Source organism: Pseudomonas medicaginis (assembly GCF_965119365.1).
Lineage (GTDB): Bacteria > Pseudomonadota > Gammaproteobacteria > Pseudomonadales > Pseudomonadaceae > Aquipseudomonas.
In genome coordinates, this window is record NZ_OZ221631.1 from 2746083 (window position 1) to 2761531 (window position 15449).

14 protein-coding genes and 2 riboswitches are annotated in these 15449 nt (G+C 63.9%); of the genes, 10 read left to right on the plus strand and 4 right to left on the minus strand.

The window, feature by feature from the left end:
• Nucleotides 1-78: 78 nt before the first annotated feature.
• The 4 genes from cobM to ACMTA2_RS12225 all read right to left on the minus strand — a co-directional run bounded on the left by cobM (nt 79) and on the right by ACMTA2_RS12225 (nt 2198).
• Nucleotides 79-825: a precorrin-4 C(11)-methyltransferase gene (cobM, locus tag ACMTA2_RS12210; RefSeq protein ID WP_413795047.1), complete on the minus strand. Its 747-nt coding sequence runs from the start codon at nt 823-825 to the stop codon at nt 79-81.
• 76 nt (nt 826-901) lie between these two features.
• Complete coding sequence (locus tag ACMTA2_RS12215) at nt 902-1306, minus strand: cobalamin biosynthesis protein (RefSeq protein ID WP_413795048.1); 405 nt, start codon at nt 1304-1306, stop codon at nt 902-904.
• Nucleotides 1303-1998 (minus strand): CbtA family protein, encoded by a 696-nt coding sequence (locus ACMTA2_RS12220; RefSeq protein ID WP_413795049.1) that lies wholly within the window; start codon nt 1996-1998, stop codon nt 1303-1305. The genes ACMTA2_RS12215 and ACMTA2_RS12220 overlap by 4 nt, the downstream gene beginning before the upstream one ends.
• An 11-nt stretch (nt 1999-2009) precedes the next feature.
• Complete coding sequence (locus ACMTA2_RS12225) at nt 2010-2198, minus strand: CbtB domain-containing protein (RefSeq protein ID WP_413795050.1); 189 nt, start codon at nt 2196-2198, stop codon at nt 2010-2012.
• 101 nt (nt 2199-2299) lie between these two features.
• Nucleotides 2300-2522: riboswitch (cobalamin riboswitch) on the minus strand.
• A 209-nt stretch (nt 2523-2731) separates the two neighbouring features.
• A riboswitch (cobalamin riboswitch) is annotated at nt 2732-2946 on the plus strand.
• A gap of 99 nt (nt 2947-3045) precedes the next feature.
• Between ACMTA2_RS12225 and cobW the strand changes: the two genes are divergently transcribed.
• The 10 genes from cobW (at nt 3046) to ACMTA2_RS12275 (ending at nt 15433) form a co-directional block, all read left to right on the plus strand.
• Nucleotides 3046-4110, plus strand: coding sequence for a cobalamin biosynthesis protein CobW (cobW, locus tag ACMTA2_RS12230; RefSeq protein ID WP_413795051.1), 1065 nt, complete (start codon nt 3046-3048; stop codon nt 4108-4110).
• A 3-nt stretch (nt 4111-4113) separates the two neighbouring features.
• Nucleotides 4114-7887 carry a cobaltochelatase subunit CobN gene (gene cobN / locus ACMTA2_RS12235; RefSeq protein ID WP_413795052.1) on the plus strand — a complete coding sequence of 1258 codons (3774 nt, stop codon included), beginning with the start codon at nt 4114-4116 and terminating at the stop codon, nt 7885-7887.
• Between the two features lie 207 nt (nt 7888-8094).
• Nucleotides 8095-9099 (plus strand): magnesium chelatase ATPase subunit I, encoded by a 1005-nt coding sequence (locus ACMTA2_RS12240; RefSeq protein WP_413795053.1) that lies wholly within the window; start codon nt 8095-8097, stop codon nt 9097-9099.
• A gap of 101 nt (nt 9100-9200) precedes the next feature.
• A complete protein-coding gene (locus ACMTA2_RS12245; protein WP_413795638.1) occupies nt 9201-9758 on the plus strand; it encodes a vWA domain-containing protein in 558 nt (185 codons plus the stop codon).
• A gap of 200 nt (nt 9759-9958) precedes the next feature.
• Nucleotides 9959-11605, plus strand: a complete 1647-nt coding sequence (locus tag ACMTA2_RS12250; RefSeq protein ID WP_413795054.1) for a phospholipase D-like domain-containing protein — start codon at nt 9959-9961, stop codon at nt 11603-11605.
• A gap of 56 nt (nt 11606-11661) precedes the next feature.
• Nucleotides 11662-12003, plus strand: coding sequence for a YdcA family protein (locus ACMTA2_RS12255; RefSeq protein WP_413795055.1), 342 nt, complete (start codon nt 11662-11664; stop codon nt 12001-12003).
• A gap of 389 nt (nt 12004-12392) precedes the next feature.
• Nucleotides 12393-13241 carry a transporter substrate-binding protein gene (locus tag ACMTA2_RS12260; protein WP_413795056.1) on the plus strand — a complete coding sequence of 283 codons (849 nt, stop codon included), beginning with the start codon at nt 12393-12395 and terminating at the stop codon, nt 13239-13241.
• A gap of 54 nt (nt 13242-13295) precedes the next feature.
• Nucleotides 13296-13958, plus strand: a complete 663-nt coding sequence (locus ACMTA2_RS12265; RefSeq protein WP_014338685.1) for an amino acid ABC transporter permease — start codon at nt 13296-13298, stop codon at nt 13956-13958.
• Between the two features lie 9 nt (nt 13959-13967).
• Nucleotides 13968-14630 (plus strand): amino acid ABC transporter permease, encoded by a 663-nt coding sequence (locus ACMTA2_RS12270; RefSeq protein ID WP_028236639.1) that lies wholly within the window; start codon nt 13968-13970, stop codon nt 14628-14630.
• On the plus strand, nt 14627-15433 hold the full coding sequence (locus ACMTA2_RS12275; protein WP_413795057.1) for an amino acid ABC transporter ATP-binding protein: 807 nt from the start codon (nt 14627-14629) through the stop codon (nt 15431-15433). Before ACMTA2_RS12270 ends, ACMTA2_RS12275 begins: the two co-directional genes overlap by 4 nt.
• Nucleotides 15434-15449 lie beyond the last annotated feature (16 nt).

Sequence of the window (15449 nt, forward strand, 5' to 3'; positions counted from 1 at the left end):
AGCAAGCTCCCTCGCCACACTAGTTTCAGTCGTCAGCCTGTGCCCACAGGGGTTCCCAAGTTGGCTCTGCCGATTGTGTCAGGGCCGATAGAGATGCGCATGCCCGGCGCGGTACAGCGACGACGCGCTGAACACATCATTGCCCAGCACCCTTCCCACCAGGATCAGCGCCGTTCGGCGGAAACCCTTGGCCTGCACCTTCTCGGCAATATCTGCCAGCGTCCCCATCACCCAATCCTGATCCGGCCACGTCGCCCGGTGGATCACCGCAATCGGGCAGTCGGCGCCGTAGTGGGGCAGCAGTTCGCTGACGATTTTTTCCAGGTGGTTGACCCCCAGGTGAATCGCCATGGTCGCCCCGTGCTGCGCCAGGCTGCCCAGTTCCTCCCCAGCGGGCATCGGGGATTTATCGGCGTAACGGGTGAGGATCAGGCTCTGGGAGATGTCCGGCAGGGTCAGTTCGGCGCCCAGCAGGGCGGCGCAGGCTGAGGTTGCAGTCACGCCCGGGATGATCTCGAAAGGAATGTCCAGTTCCCGCAGGCAACGAATCTGCTCGCCGATGGCGCCGTACAGGCTTGGATCGCCAGAATGCACCCGGGCCACGTCCTGGCCCTTGGAATGGGCGTTCCTGATCAATTCGATGATTTGTTCCAGATGCAACTCGGCGCTGTTGATCACCTGCTCGGCGCGATGGCCTTCAAGAACGGCGGTCGGCACCAGCGAGCCGGCGTAGATGATCACCGCGCATTGGCGGATCAATCGCTGGCCTTTGACTGTGATGAGGTCCGGGTCGCCGGGGCCGGCGCCGATGAAGTACACGGTCATGACCGGCTCCTGTGAAAGGTGGGTGAGCGCCGCCAGATGAAGATCGCTCATGATCCTGGGCGACGATTATCGGGATTTACGCCACGACCGCCAATGCCAACGTGCTCTTGGGGCCTGTTTGGCGAGTAATCAACAGCGTCGCGGCCATCGTGCCCAACTGGTCGGCCATGGCCAGGGCGGCGCTTTCGGCGATGCCGTAGCAGCCGGTTCGCTCGAAAGCGATCTCGGAGCGGTGGCTGAGCCGTTGTTCGTAGCCGGCCAACTGTCGGGCACTGAAGCAGGTCAGCGGCAGGGCCAGTTGCCCGGCCAGTTCCAGCAGCCCGGGCTCGTCACGCTTGAGGTCGATACTGGCCAGGGCTCGTACCTGGTGAAGCTCGATGCCATGGGCCCGCAACGTCTGTTCGAGCAAGGCCCGCAGCGTGCCGGCCGGACAACCACGCTGGCAGCCCAGGCCGACCACCAGCATCGGCCTGTTGCTCATGCGTCGTGGTGGGCCTGGCCGTCACGGCGAAACAGCCAGGCGCTGATCAGGCCCAGGGCCAGCCAGAATGCGACGTTGGTCACCTGCGAGGCGATCTTGAACTGGCTCTCAAGTGCTTCGGGCGCCAGCATCGAGTGGACTTCGGGTTGCGGCGCTCCGATGACGTGGGGCACCAGCAACGTCGCCACGCCCAGCAGTTTCAGCAGCCAATGCCGACCAAAGGCGACCAGGGCGATGCCCACCGCCGTGGATGCCGCGGTGCCGATCCACCACATCTGCCGCTGGGCCAGGTCGGCCGCCGCGGTGCCGGGCAGTTCCGGGGGCAGGCCGAGGGTCGGCGCCAGGACAAACGTGGCATAACCGGCCAGGCCCCAGAGCAGGCCCTGGGCAGTGCGCGTCGGTGTGCGCAAGGTGTACAAGCCCGCCAGCATCAGGGCAAACCCCACGGCGACCACCAGGTTGCCGCCAGTGGTGGACAGCACGCGCTGCCAGCCATCTTCCGGCTCCCACGCTTCGGCGTCGTGAGTGTGAGCAACGCCGTCGGCATGTTCATGGACCTCGGCCGCCGGAGCCTTCTCGAAGGTTTCCGCCTGGAGAATCAGCGGCGATACCCAGAAACTCTGCAACAGGGTCAGCAGCAGGGCGGCCAGCAAGCCGCTGAAACCGGCGGTCTGCACAATACGCTTGATCATGTCGTCAGTTCTCAATGGCAGGGGAAGGCGGCGCTGTGGCGGGTGTCGTGGGCGGCGTTGTGCACCGCTTCGATGTGGGAAAAGCCAGCGAAATAGACCAGCCCCGCACCCAGGATCGACGCCAGGATCGCGGCGCTCAGGCGTTGGCTCAAGGTGGTGCTGCTGCTGGCGGTGCGGGCGGTGCTGCTGATGGTCGACATGGCGCTTCCCTCTGATTTTGTTCCGCGGGGGAAGCGAGCGCGATGAGACCCCGGGCGAAAGCCCGCCAAGGTTCGAACAGCGCCCGCCCACCGCGGGTTTGTTGATGCATGAGTCATGGGCCGGTCTCCGGGCTCGCGAGGGGCGGGGCTTGCGCCTGGCCTGCAAGCGTCACCTTCCCATGTCCTGGGACACAGTGGTTCAGACGCTTCGCTCGCTTACCGTTGCGGGGGCAGCACCGGACTGACGTGGCCTTGGAGTAAAGCACACGATTCACCGGTTTCCCGTTTCACCCTGTGAAGGGCACCCGTAACTAGGCGCACAGGAGAGCATGGGCGGGGGGCGGGCGTCAATGCGGAGAGAGGGCCGCTGCGCTGCCCAATCGCGAGCAAGCTCGCTCCCACACAAGGATTTGCGCCGGGCCCAAAATTCAAGACCAATGCAGATCCAATGTGGGAGCGAGCTTGCTCGCGATGGCGGTAGCAAGGACACCGCAGAACTTACTTGCGGAGATTGACCCGCCCCCACACCCTGCGTAGCCTTGCGCCTTCGAGGTTCTTCGGCCTGCGCCGAAGCTAAGAAGGGAACGCGGTCAAAGCCGCGGCTGCCCCCGCAACTGTGAACGGTGAGGTTTCTGCAAGGCCACTGTGCATGCCTTTTTACGCAAGGCGCACGGGAAGGCGCAGCAATTGCCAGTCGAAAGATTGGCCCGCCGTCAGCCAGGAGACCTGCCTCGAGACAGATTTTTCACTACAACCGGGCGGGGTGATCCGGTGGCGAAATCTTCCGCGCACGCCTGTGCCAGCGGTTGTCGTCCCGTTTGCCCGCCACCTTGCCAAAGGGCATCCGATGAAAACACTGGCCAAACTCCCTGTCACCATCGTCACCGGTTTCCTCGGCTCGGGTAAGACCACCTTGCTGCGGCACATGCTCGACAACGCCCAGGGCCGCCGTATCGCCGTGATCGTCAACGAATTCGGCGAGCTGGGCATCGACGGCGAGATCCTCAAGCAGTGCTCCATCGGCTGCACCGAAGAGGAAGCCAACGGCCGCGTCTATGAACTGGCCAACGGCTGCCTGTGCTGCACGGTGCAGGAAGAGTTCTTCCCGGTGATGCGCGAACTGGTGGCCCGGCGTGGCGACCTCGACCACATCCTCATCGAAACCTCTGGCCTGGCCCTGCCCAAGCCGCTGGTCCAGGCCTTCCAATGGCCGGAAATCCGCAGCGCCTGCACCGTCGATGCGGTGATCACCGTGGTCGACAGCCCGGCCGTGGCCGCTGGCACCTTTGCTGCTTTCCCCGACCAGGTCGATGCCATGCGCAAACTCGACCCGAACCTGGACCACGAATCGCCGCTGCACGAACTGTTCGCCGACCAACTGGCGAGCGCCGACCTGGTGATCCTCAACAAGGCCGACCTGATCAGCCCAGAAGACCTGGCCAAAGTTCGCCTGGAAGTCGCCGAAGAGCTGCCACCGGCAGTCAAGGTCATCGAAGCCAGCAGCGGTCGCCTGCCGCTGGATGTGCTGATCGGCCTGGGGGCCGGTTCCGAAGAACACATCGACGGCCGCCACAGCCATCACGATCACCACCACGATGGCGACGATGATGACCACGATCATGACGCCTTCGATTCCATTTCCATCGAATTGCCCCAGGCCGACGAAAGCCTGTTGCTCGACGCACTGACGCAACTGGTGGTCCAGCACGGCGTACTGCGAGTCAAGGGTTTCGCGGCGATCCCGAACAAGCCGATGCGCCTTTTGATCCAGGGCGTCGGCACGCGTTTCGACAAGCATTTCGACCGCCAGTGGGGCGCCGGGGAAGCGCGGGTCACCCGCCTGGTGCTGATCGGCCAGGCGCTCGATGCCGCACTGCTCGAAGCGCAGTTGCGCGCCGCCCTCAGCGCCTGAGCCATGCACCTGCTCAGGACCCAGCCCGGCGGTTTCGTGTCGGATGACAACATTGCCGACCTGGGGCAAACCCCCGCCGAACTGGTGATCCTGTGCAGCGGCGACTCCAGCCTGGCGCTGCTGGCCGAAGCGGCGCGGCAGTTACCGGACGACTACCCGGAGTTTCGCCTGGCCAATCCGATGCAGGTGCAGAACCACGCCTCGGTGGACCTGTATTTCGAAGACGTGCTGCGCCACGCCAAGGTCATCCTGCTGTCGCTGCACGGCGGTATCGGCTATTGGCGCTACGGCATCGAACGGCTGATGGCGTTGGCCGGGCGCGGAGTGAAGTTGATCCTGGTGCCGGGGGACGATCGACCGGACCCGGAACTCAGTGACCTGAGCAACGTGGCCGCCGCGGACCGCGACCGGCTCTGGCAGTTCTTGCGCCAGGGCGGCCTGGGCAATGCCCTGGACCTGTTTCACAACCTCGGCAGTCAATGGTTCGGCCGCGATTATCCGTGGGCCGAGCCACAGGCCCTGCCACGCACGGCGATCTATCACCCGCTGAAAACCAGCGCCAGCCTTGGCGATTGGCAAACCGATTGGAGCGTCGGGCAGCCGGTGGCGGCGGTGCTGTTTTATCGCTCCCACCTGCAAGCGGCGAACACCGCGTTCATCGACGTGTTTTGCCAGCGCCTGCACGCCGCCGGGCTCAATCCGTTGCCGATTGCCGTGGCGAGTCTGAAGGAGCCGGCTTGCCTTGCGCAGGTAGAGGACTGGCTGGACGAGGTGGAGGCAGGGGTCATCCTCAACACCACCGGCTTCGCTCAATCCAGCCCTGAAGCCCCGCACTTGCGGCCGTTTCGCCGCAACATCCCGGTGATCCAGGCCATTTGCGCCCAGGACAACGAACCTGGCTGGCGTGCCAGCGAGCAGGGCCTGGGCCCGCGGGACCTGGCAATGCACATTGCCTTGCCGGAACTGGACGGCCGGATCATCAGCCGCCCGATCAGTTTCAAGGACCTGGCCTGGCGCAGCGAGCGCAGCCAGAGCGATGTGGTCTGCTACCGCGCCACGCCCGAACGCATGGACTTTGTCGCCGAGCTGGCCCGACGCTGGACCACCCTGGCGCGTTTGCCCAATGCCCAAAAGCGTGTGGCGCTGATCCTCGCCAACTACCCGACCCGCGACGGACGCATCGGCAACGGTGTGGGTCTGGACACCCCGGCAGCGGCCTTGAATATCTTGCAGACCCTGCAGGTTGAAGGCTATCCATTGCCGGCTGAACTGCCGGCGAGCGGCACTGCGTTGATCCAGCAATTGCTCGGCGGGGTCAGTAACGACCTGGACAGCCTCGACTTGCGTCCCTGTCACCAGAGCCTGGCCCTTGCCGAGTACCAGGCCTTGTTCGACGCACTGCCCGAAGCCAATCGCCAAGCGGTGCTGGCGCGCTGGGGCTCGCCCGAGCGGGATCCGATGTTCCGCGAGGGACGCTTGATGGTCGCCGGCCTGCGCCTGGGCCTGACGTTCGTCGGCATCCAGCCGGCGCGGGGTTACCAGGTCGACCCGAGTGCGGTGTACCACGACCCGGACCTGGTGCCGCCCCACAGTTACCTGGCGTTTTATTTCTGGCTGCGTCACACCTACGGCGTCCACGGGGTGATTCACGTCGGCAAGCACGGCAACCTTGAATGGCTGCCGGGCAAGGGCGTCGGGCTCTCGGAAAACTGCTGGCCGGACGTGCTGTTGGGGCCGCTGCCGAATATCTATCCGTTCATCGTCAACGACCCGGGTGAGGGCGCCCAGGCCAAGCGTCGCACCCAGGCGGTCATCATCGACCACTTGATGCCGCCCCTGACCCGGGCCGAAACCTATGGGCCGTTGCGTCACCTCGAGTTGTTGGCGGATGAGTATTACGACGCGCAATTACTCGATCCGCGCCGCGCCCGGGAGTTGCAGCGGGATATTCTCGACCTGGTGCGCGAAACCCACATCGACCGCGAGCTGCAACTGGATGTCGCCCTCGACAGCGAGGCCGACGCGGCGATCTGGCTGCCACGCCTGGACACCTACCTGTGCGACTTGAAGGAGTCGCAGATCCGCGACGGCCTGCACATTTTTGGCGAGTCGCCCAGCGGGCGGTTGCGCATCGACACGTTGCTGGCGTTGCTGCGCATTCCCCGGGGCGACGGCAAAGGCGCGCAGTCGAGCCTGTTGCGGGCGCTGGCCAAGGCGTTCGGGCTGGGTTTCGATCCGCTGGACTGTGCCTTGGCCGATCCCTGGGCTGGCGACCGTCCCGAGGCGTTGCGTCAGGTCAGCGCCGAACCTTGGCGTACCGCCGGTGATACCCGCGAGCGCCTGGAGCTGTTCGCGGCACAGTTGATCGAGCAGGCGCTGGATGGTGCAGTGGAGCAGCTCGACGCGCCGGGTTGGGAGGTGGTGGGCAGCATCATTGAAAACCTGCGATCCATCGTGGCTCCGCGGCTGGACGCTTGCGGCCCGGCGGAAATGCGCGGCTTGCTCGATGCCCTGAACGGGCGCTTCGTGCCTGCCGGCCCCAGCGGTGCGCCGAGTCGCGGGCGCCTCGACGTGTTGCCCACCGGGCGCAACTTCTTCTCGGTGGACGTGCGCAACCTGCCCACCACCACGGCATGGCGCATCGGTTTCCAGTCGGCGAACCTGATTCTTGAGCGGCACTTGCAGGACCACGGTGACCACCTGCGTCAGCTCGGCCTGTCGGTGTGGGGCACCGCCACCATGCGCACCGGTGGTGACGACATCGCCCAGGCCATGGCGTTGATGGGCGTGCGTCCGGTGTGGGCCACCGGCAGCCAGCGGGTCGATGACTTCGAGATCTTGCCGCTGAGCCTGCTGGACCGGCCTCGGGTCGACGTCACGTTGCGCGTGTCCGGGTTCTTCCGGGATGCCTTTGCCAACCTGATCCGCTTGTTCGATGCCGCCGTGCAGGCCGTAGCCGCCCTCGATGAGCCGGACGACCTGAACCCCTTGGCGGCCAAGGTGCGCAGCGAGCGCGACGCCTTGCTGGCGTCGGGGCTTGAAGCGGATGCGGCGGCGCGCCAGGCCGGCTGGCGGGTCTTCGGCGCCAAGCCCGGTGCCTATGGTGCAGGCGTGCAGGGCGCGATCGACGGTCGCTTGTGGCAGAGCCGCGAGGATCTGGCCGAGGTTTACCTGAACTGGGGCGGCTACGCCTACGGTGCCAGCGATGAAGGCACCGCCGCCCAGGAACAGTTTTCCCGGCGCTTGAGCCAAGTGCAGGCCGTATTGCAGAACCAGGACAACCGCGAGCACGACCTGCTCGATTCCAACGATTACTACCAGTTCCAGGGCGGCATGCTGGCGGCGGTCGAGACCCTCAGTGGTGATGCGGCGGCCAGTTACCATGGCGATCACAGCCAGCCAGATTTGCCCAAGATCCGTACCCTGAAGGAAGAGCTCAACCGCGTCATCCGTTCCCGCGCAGCGAATCCGAAGTGGATCGACGGCGTGAAGCGTCACGGCTATAAAGGCGCGTTCGAACTGGCGGCGACGGTGGACAACCTGTTCGCCTTCGACGCCACCACCCGGTTGATCGACGATCACCAGTACGCCTTGCTGGCCGATGCCTACCTGCTCGACCCGGACACGCGGGATTTCGTCCGCCAGCACAACCCTGATGCCCTGCGGGACATGACCGAGCGCATGCTCGAGGCGCAGCAGCGGGGCATGTGGCAGGCGCCGGGCGAATACCGCGAGGCGCTGGAGAATCTGTTGCTCGACATTGAGGAAGATGGCTGATGTGCACAATCAGCAGGCATGTGCAGAACCTGTGGCGAGGGGATTTATCCTCGTTGGATCGCAAAGCGATCCCCTATCAGCCCACCTCGGTGTGCCAGTTTTACCACGGTGATATTTTGGGGCTGCTGCGCAGCCCAGCGGGATAAATCCCCTCGCCACAAAGACTGTGTACACACTGAGCTTACCGACCACTCCCGAGAATTCACCATGACCGACACCCCCCATTTCCCGCTCTCCGCCGTGGTCGGCGCCGATGACCTGAAACTGGCCCTGTGCCTGGCCGCCATTGACCCGAAAATTGGCGGTGTGCTGATCGAAGGGCCGCGGGGCATCGCCAAATCCACGTTGGCCCGGGGCCTGGCGGACCTGCTGGCCAGCGGTCAATTCGTCACCTTGCCCCTCGGTGCCACCGAAGAGCGGCTGGTGGGCACCCTGGACCTGGACGCGGCGCTGGGGGAAGGGCGCGCGCAGTTCTCCCCCGGAGTGCTGGCCAAGGCTGACGGTGGCGTGCTCTATGTCGACGAAGTGAACCTGCTGCCCGATCACCTGGTGGATCTGCTGCTCGATGTGGCCGCCAGTGGCACCAACCTGATCGAACGTGACGGCATTTCCCATCGGCATCCGGCGCGCTTTGTGCTGATCGGCACCATGAACCCGGAAGAGGGTGAGCTGCGCCCGCAGTTGCTCGACCGCTTCGGTCTGAACGTCGCCCTCGACGGTCACACCGCACCAGCTGAACGGGGCCAGATCATTCGGCGGCGCCTGGATTTCGACAGCGATCCGCTGGCGTTCTGCGGGCAGTGGGAGGCGACCCAGCAGCAGTTGCGCGAACGTTGCCAACAGGCGCGTGACCGCTTGGCCGGCATCGCCCTGGACGACGCGGCGCTGGCGCAGATCACCGAGCGTTGTTTTGCCGCCGGGGTCGATGGCTTGCGCGCCGACCTGGTCTGGCTGCGGGCGGCCCGGGCCCATGCGGCCTGGCGCGGCGCCGGGGCGATTGCCGATGAAGACATCGATGCGGTCGCCGAATTTGCCTTGCGTCACCGACGGCGTGGGCAGTCGGCACCGGCACCGTCCCAGGCACCGACGGGAACGGGGGCGGAAAAAACCACTGAACCCCATGAAGGCCAAGGCCAGTGGGGCGACCTGCCTGCCCGGGCATTGCCGACCGGGGTCCGGCGCGATGTGCCGAGCTGGCCAAAAAAGCCCTAGGCATTCGCTCCCGTTCGCCGGCGGGGGCGAATGCCAGACCCCGTGCCGGACGACTCGACCAGGGCCGCCAGGGCCGCAGCAAAGCGGCGGCCAGCGGTGCTGTGAACTGGCCGGGGACGTTGCTCAATGGCCGGCCGCGCCTGCGTGAGGACCTGCGCTGGCACGGTCGTCATCGCTCGCCCCATGAGCTGTGGCTGGTCATCGTCGATGCGTCGGCTTCGACCCGTCGTCATCGTGCATTGAGTGACGGCAAGGGCCTGCTGGCGCAGTTGTTCGACGACGCCTACCGACAACGCGCCCGCTTGGCGCTGTTGACGGCCAGCGGCACGCTCCCCAATTGGCAGGTGCAAGGGCTCAAGGCCTCGGCGGGCCTGCGCGCCTGGCTCGATGGGTTGGGTGCCGGTGGCGGAACACCGTTGCTGGCAGCGCTGAACGAGGCCGGGCGCTGGCTGGTGGCGCGACGCAAGCGCTACCCGGCGGAGCAGCAACGGGTGTTGGTGATGACCGACGGACGCGTCAAGGAGGGGCTTTCCCCGGCGGGACTGGATTGCCCGTGCCTGTTGATCGACATCGAAAGAGGCCCGATTCGCCTGGGCCGGGCCCGGCAGTTGGCGGGGCAGTTGCAGGCGGAGTATCGGCATATCGATGAAACCACTTGAACTGTTCTTCGGTTGTGAAGGCCTCATCGCGAGCAAGCTCGCTCCCACATTTGCTTTCGTTGTGCACACATAACGGATGAACACCACGGGCCCCCTGTGGGAGCGAGCTTGCTCGCGATTAGCATCAGCTTGGTCCCTGATCTGACCACCTGACCTGCATCACTGCACTATGCTCAGGCTGCCCCTCACAGGAGTGAACCATGCGCGTACTCGTCACCAACCCCCAGGACGATTTTCGGGTCAAGGCCTACGCCGGCACCAACGGCGTGCTGCTCGCCATGGACCTGGCCGAACCGCGACGCAAGGGCCTGCTGGGTTTTGCCATCGAGAAGCAGCAGGGTGACAAGCCCTGGCTGTTCCTGTTCAACAGCCTGACCTTCCCCGATAAGGCCCATACCTTTCCCCAGTTCCATGCCACCCCCAGCGACAAGGCACCCCTGCAGAAATTTCGCTGGGCCGACTACGCCGTCAACCCCGGCGTGACGATTCACTACCGTGTGCACCTGGCCTATGGCGGCCCCGATTCACCGCAGTTGGGCGAATCCCTGGCCGTCACCGTCACCAGCGACGACGGGCAGCCGGCCGACCAGCGGGTCATCTTCAACCGTGCCGTGGCCGCCAGCCAGGCGTTCCAGCGCAAGTTTCCCGAGCTGGACGCGTTGATTGACGCCAACAAGCACCTGTCCATCGAGGACTGGCCCGACGCCCCGCGTCGCTGGTTGGAAAACGGCTTGCTGGGACGCTTGACCGGATTCATCGACCGGGCGCTGGATGCCAGTTGGGCCTTGGACGTCGCCATCTATGAATACGAACTGCCGGCGATCGTCGACGCGGTGACTGCCGCCCATGCTCGCGGTGCGAAGGTGCGGGTGCTGTACCACGCCGAGCCGGGGGATGACACCACGGCGCGCAACGAAGCCAGCCTCGAGAACATGCCGGCGGCCAACAAGCGTGGGCGGGTCACCCACAATATTTTCCACAACAAATTCATTGTGCTGAGCAAGGTGGACGGCAACGGTTCATTGCAACCGGAGGCAGTGCTGTGCGGCAGCACCAACTTCACCGCCAACGGTGTCTACCGCCAGGCCAACGTCGTTCATGTACTGGATGACCCTCGGGTGAGCGGTAGCTACTTCCAGGTCTTCGAGCAAATCTGGGCGACGCCCCGGGACGTCGATGCCACTCGCCAGTGGCTGACCCTGAACAACGCCATGGCGCCGCAAGAGGCGTTGTTCGCCGGGTTCTCGCCGCGCACCGGGGAGGGCGACCTGGATCGCTTTGTCGACATCATCAAGGGCGCGCGAAAGGACCTGTTGTTCGTCACCGCCTTTGTGTTGCCCGAGCGCATCCTCGACGCGTTGCTCGGCCAGCCCAATGACGATGTGTTGCGCTACGGCCTGCAAAACACCAAGAGCCGCATCACTGGCTTTCACGCCGACCGCACCGCCGAATTTGCCGCCACCGCGCTGCTCAACACCGGTCTGGAGGGCTGGCTGCGGGAAAACATGAAAGGCCAGAAGGGCAACTTGTTGGTGCATACCAAAGCCATCGTCACCGACTTCACCAGCGATACGCCGACCATCCTCAGCGGCAGTCACAACCTGAGCGCCGCGGCCAGCAGCGGCAACGACGAGAATTACCTGATCATCCAGGGCGACACCGACCTGGCCGACCGCTACGGGCTGGAGTTGCTGCGTTTCTATGAACATTACCGCTTTCGCTACTTCGCAAAAAAACTCGCCCTTAAGCAGGTCAAGCCCCTGGCGGTGGACGACAGTTGGAGTGATGACTATTACCGCGAGGGGGATTTGCGGATGTTATCCAGGGTGAGGTTTTGCGGACGTTAGGTGCCGTAGATTATCCAGTGCTAGCATAGGGCCATCTAATCAGCCTGGAAGCTGTCATGAACCTCTGTCACGGAACGTCTGCTTTACTTCGCGTCTGCGTTGCGACCCTGTTGTTGGCGCTGTGTACTTCGGCCCTCGCCGCCAACCAACCCTGTTCCGGGCGCAAGGGCGGGATTGCCGGGTGTGATGGCGATACGTTCCTGTGCAATGACGGGTCCATCAGTGCTTCGAAAAAGTCCTGTTCCGCTGTGCTGGGGCTTCGCAACGAAGCTCGGCCGCAACCATTGCTCAAGCAAGCCGACGGTTGCCAATGTGGCAGCGGCAACTATTGCGTCGGGCCCCGGGGTGGCGTCTATTGCCTCACGCCCGGTGGCAGCAAGAGCTACAAGCGCAAATAGCCCAGGCACACCGCCGAACAATGGTGGGAGCGAGCTTGCTCGCGATAGCGTCAGGTCGGTCACCATCAATATTGACTGATACACCGCCATCGCGAGCAAGCTCGCTCCCACAGGTTATCCATTTACAAATTCCGGAGTGGCTCTGTTTCGGTGCGCCGGGTACCCGGATTGGGGTCTTGTTACCCGTGCGTCGTGGCCGACGGTAGCAACAGTGTCCGTATGCAGGTGCCACTGTCCTGGCGTCTGTTTTCCCCATCTCCCTGATTTCCTTAACTTTCCTTTTTGCTCTCCCGCGGGTATCAAACCTGTGGCACACTTTCTGCTGTCTATTCCGTTGTTACATACCACGTTCCGGTATAGCGGAATAAACTCATCCTGGAGTGCTAGCCATGCAACGCCGACCTTCCTTATTCAAAGCGTGTGTTTTTCTCTTCGCGGCCTCGATGGCTGCCGTAGGTGTCGCCCAGGCGGCAGACAGCAAGCTGGACAGCGTGCTGCAACGGGGGAAATTGATCGTGGGCACGGGCAGTACCAATGCGCCGTGGCACTTCCAGGGAGCGGATGGCAAGTTGCAGGGTTTCGATATCGATATTGCGCGGATGGTCGCCAAGGGCCTGTTCAACGACCCGGAGAAAGTCGAGTTCGTGGTGCAGTCGTCCGATGCACGGATTCCCAACCTGCTGACCGACAAGGTCGACATGAGCTGCCAGTTCATCACCGTCACCGCCAGCCGCGCACAGCAAGTGGCGTTTACCCTGCCGTACTACCGCGAAGGCGTGGGGCTGCTGCTGCCGGCCAACAGCAAGTACAAGGAAATCGAAGACCTCAAGGCGGCGGGCGATGGGGTCACCGTGGCGGTGCTGCAGAACGTCTACGCCGAAGAACTGGTGCACCAGGCGCTGCCCAAGGCCAAGGTCGACCAGTACGACAGCGTCGACCTGATGTATCAGGCGGTGAACTCCGGCCGCGCCGATGCCGCCGCCACCGACCAATCCTCGGTCAAGTACCTGATGGTGCAGAACCCTGGGCGTTATCGCAGCCCGGCCTACGCCTGGAGCCCGCAAACCTACGCTTGTGCGGTCAAGCGCGGCGACCAGGACTGGCTGAACTTCGTCAACACCACCTTGCATGAAGCCATGACCGGCGTGGAATTCCCCACCTATGCGGCGTCGTTCAAGCAGTGGTTTGGCGTCGAGCTGCCATCACCGGCGATTGGTTTCCCCGTTGAATTCAAATGACCCTGTGAGCCCGGGGCGCCCCTTGCGGGCGCTCCGTCGAAGGTACTGCCGACCATGAATTATCAGTTGAACTTTGCTGCCGTCTGGCGCGATTTCGACACCTTGCTGGCGGGGCTTGGCCTGGGGCTTTCCCTGGCGCTGGTGTCGATCGCCATCGGGTGCGTGATCGGCCTGGCGATGGCGTTCGCGCTGCTGAGCAAACATCGGGTCTTGCGAGTGTTGGCGTCGGTGTATGTGACGGTGATCCGCAATACGCCGATCCTGGTGTTGATCCTGTTGATCTACTTCGCCTTGCCGAGCCTGGGCATCCGTCTGGACAAGCTGCCGTCGTTCGTCATCACCCTCTCGCTGTACGCCGGGGCCTATTTGACCGAGGTGTTTCGCGGCGGGCTGTTGAGCATTCACAAGGGCCAGCGAGAGGCGGGCCTGGCCATCGGCCTGGGTGAGTGGCAAGTGAAAGCCTACGTCACCGTACCGGTGATGCTGCGCAACGTGTTGCCGGCCTTGTCGAACAACTTTATCTCGTTGTTCAAGGACACCTCCCTGGCGGCGGCGATTGCCGTGCCGGAGCTGACCTATTACGCCCGCAAGATCAACGTGGAGAGCTACCGGGTGATCGAAACCTGGCTGGTGACCACGGCCCTGTATGTCGCGGCCTGTTACCTCATTGCCATGCTGCTGCGGTATTTCGAGCAGCGCCTGGCGATCCGCCGTTAGGAGTCTCCCATGTACGAATCCCCCAGTTGGTTGCATGAGTTGTGGGTTGCCCGGGACACCCTGTGGGCCGGCTTCCTGACCAGCGTGCAGTGTTCGCTGCTGGCGATCGTGTTGGGTACCTTGATCGGCCTGGTCGCCGGCCTGGTGCTGACCTACGGCCGGACCTGGATGCGCGCGCCGTTTCGCTTCTACGTCGACCTGATCCGCGGCACGCCGGTGTTCGTGCTGGTCCTGGCCTGCTTCTACATGGCCCCGGCCCTGGGCTGGCAGATCGGTGCCTTCCAGGCCGGTGTGCTGGGCTTGACGCTGTTTTGCGGTTCCCACGTGGCCGAGATCGTGCGCGGTGCGTTGCAGGCATTGCCCCGTGGGCAGATGGAGGCGAGCCAGGCCATCGGCCTGACGTTCTACCAGTCCCTGGGCTATGTGTTGTTGCCCCAGGCGTTGCGGCAGATCCTGCCGACCTGGGTCAACTCGTCCACCGAGATCGTCAAGGCCTCGACTCTGCTGTCGGTGATCGGCGTCGCCGAACTGCTGCTCAGCACCCAGCAGATCATCGCCCGGACCTTCATGACCCTGGAGTTTTACCTGTTCGCCGGTTTTCTCTTTTTCATCATCAATTACGCCATCGAATTGCTCGGGCGACACATTGAAAAGCGGGTGGCCTTGCCATGACTGACGTTTCGAATCTCTCCAATACGCAGCCCTCCAGTACCCAGCCGCTGCTGGACATTCGCGGCCTGCGCAAACAATACGGCCCGCTGGAAGTGCTCAAGGGCGTGGACCTGAGCATGCAACGCGGCAACGTGGTCACGCTGATCGGCTCCAGTGGTTCGGGCAAGACCACGCTGCTGCGCTGCGTCAACATGCTGGAAGAATTCCAGGGTGGCCGGATCGTGCTCGACGGCGAGTCCATCGGCTACGACGAGGTCGACGGCAAGCGCGTACGCCACCCCGAGAAAGTCATCGCCCGGCACCGGGCCATGACCGGCATGGCCTTCCAGCAATTCAACCTGTTCCCGCACCTGACCGCCTTGCAGAACGTCACCCTGGGCTTGCTCAAAGTGAAAAAGCTGGCCAAGGACGAGGCGGTGGCCCTAGCCGAGAAATGGCTGGAGCGGGTGGGCCTGTTGGAGCGGCGCGATCACTTTCCCGGCCAGTTGTCCGGCGGCCAGCAGCAGCGCGTGGCGATTGCCCGGGCGATTGCCATGAACCCCAGCCTGATGCTGTTTGACGAAGTGACTTCGGCCCTGGACCCGGAGCTGGTCGGCGAGGTGCTGAACGTGATCAAGGGCCTGGCCGAAGACGGCATGACCATGCTGCTGGTGACCCACGAAATGCGCTTTGCCTTCGAGGTCTCCGACAAGATTGTGTTCATGAACCAAGGCCGCATCGAAGAGCAAGGGCCACCCAAGGAACTGTTCGAGCGGCCGCAATCGCCGCGTCTGGCGGAATTTCTCAAGAACACGCGTTTTTAACTTTTCATTCAACAAG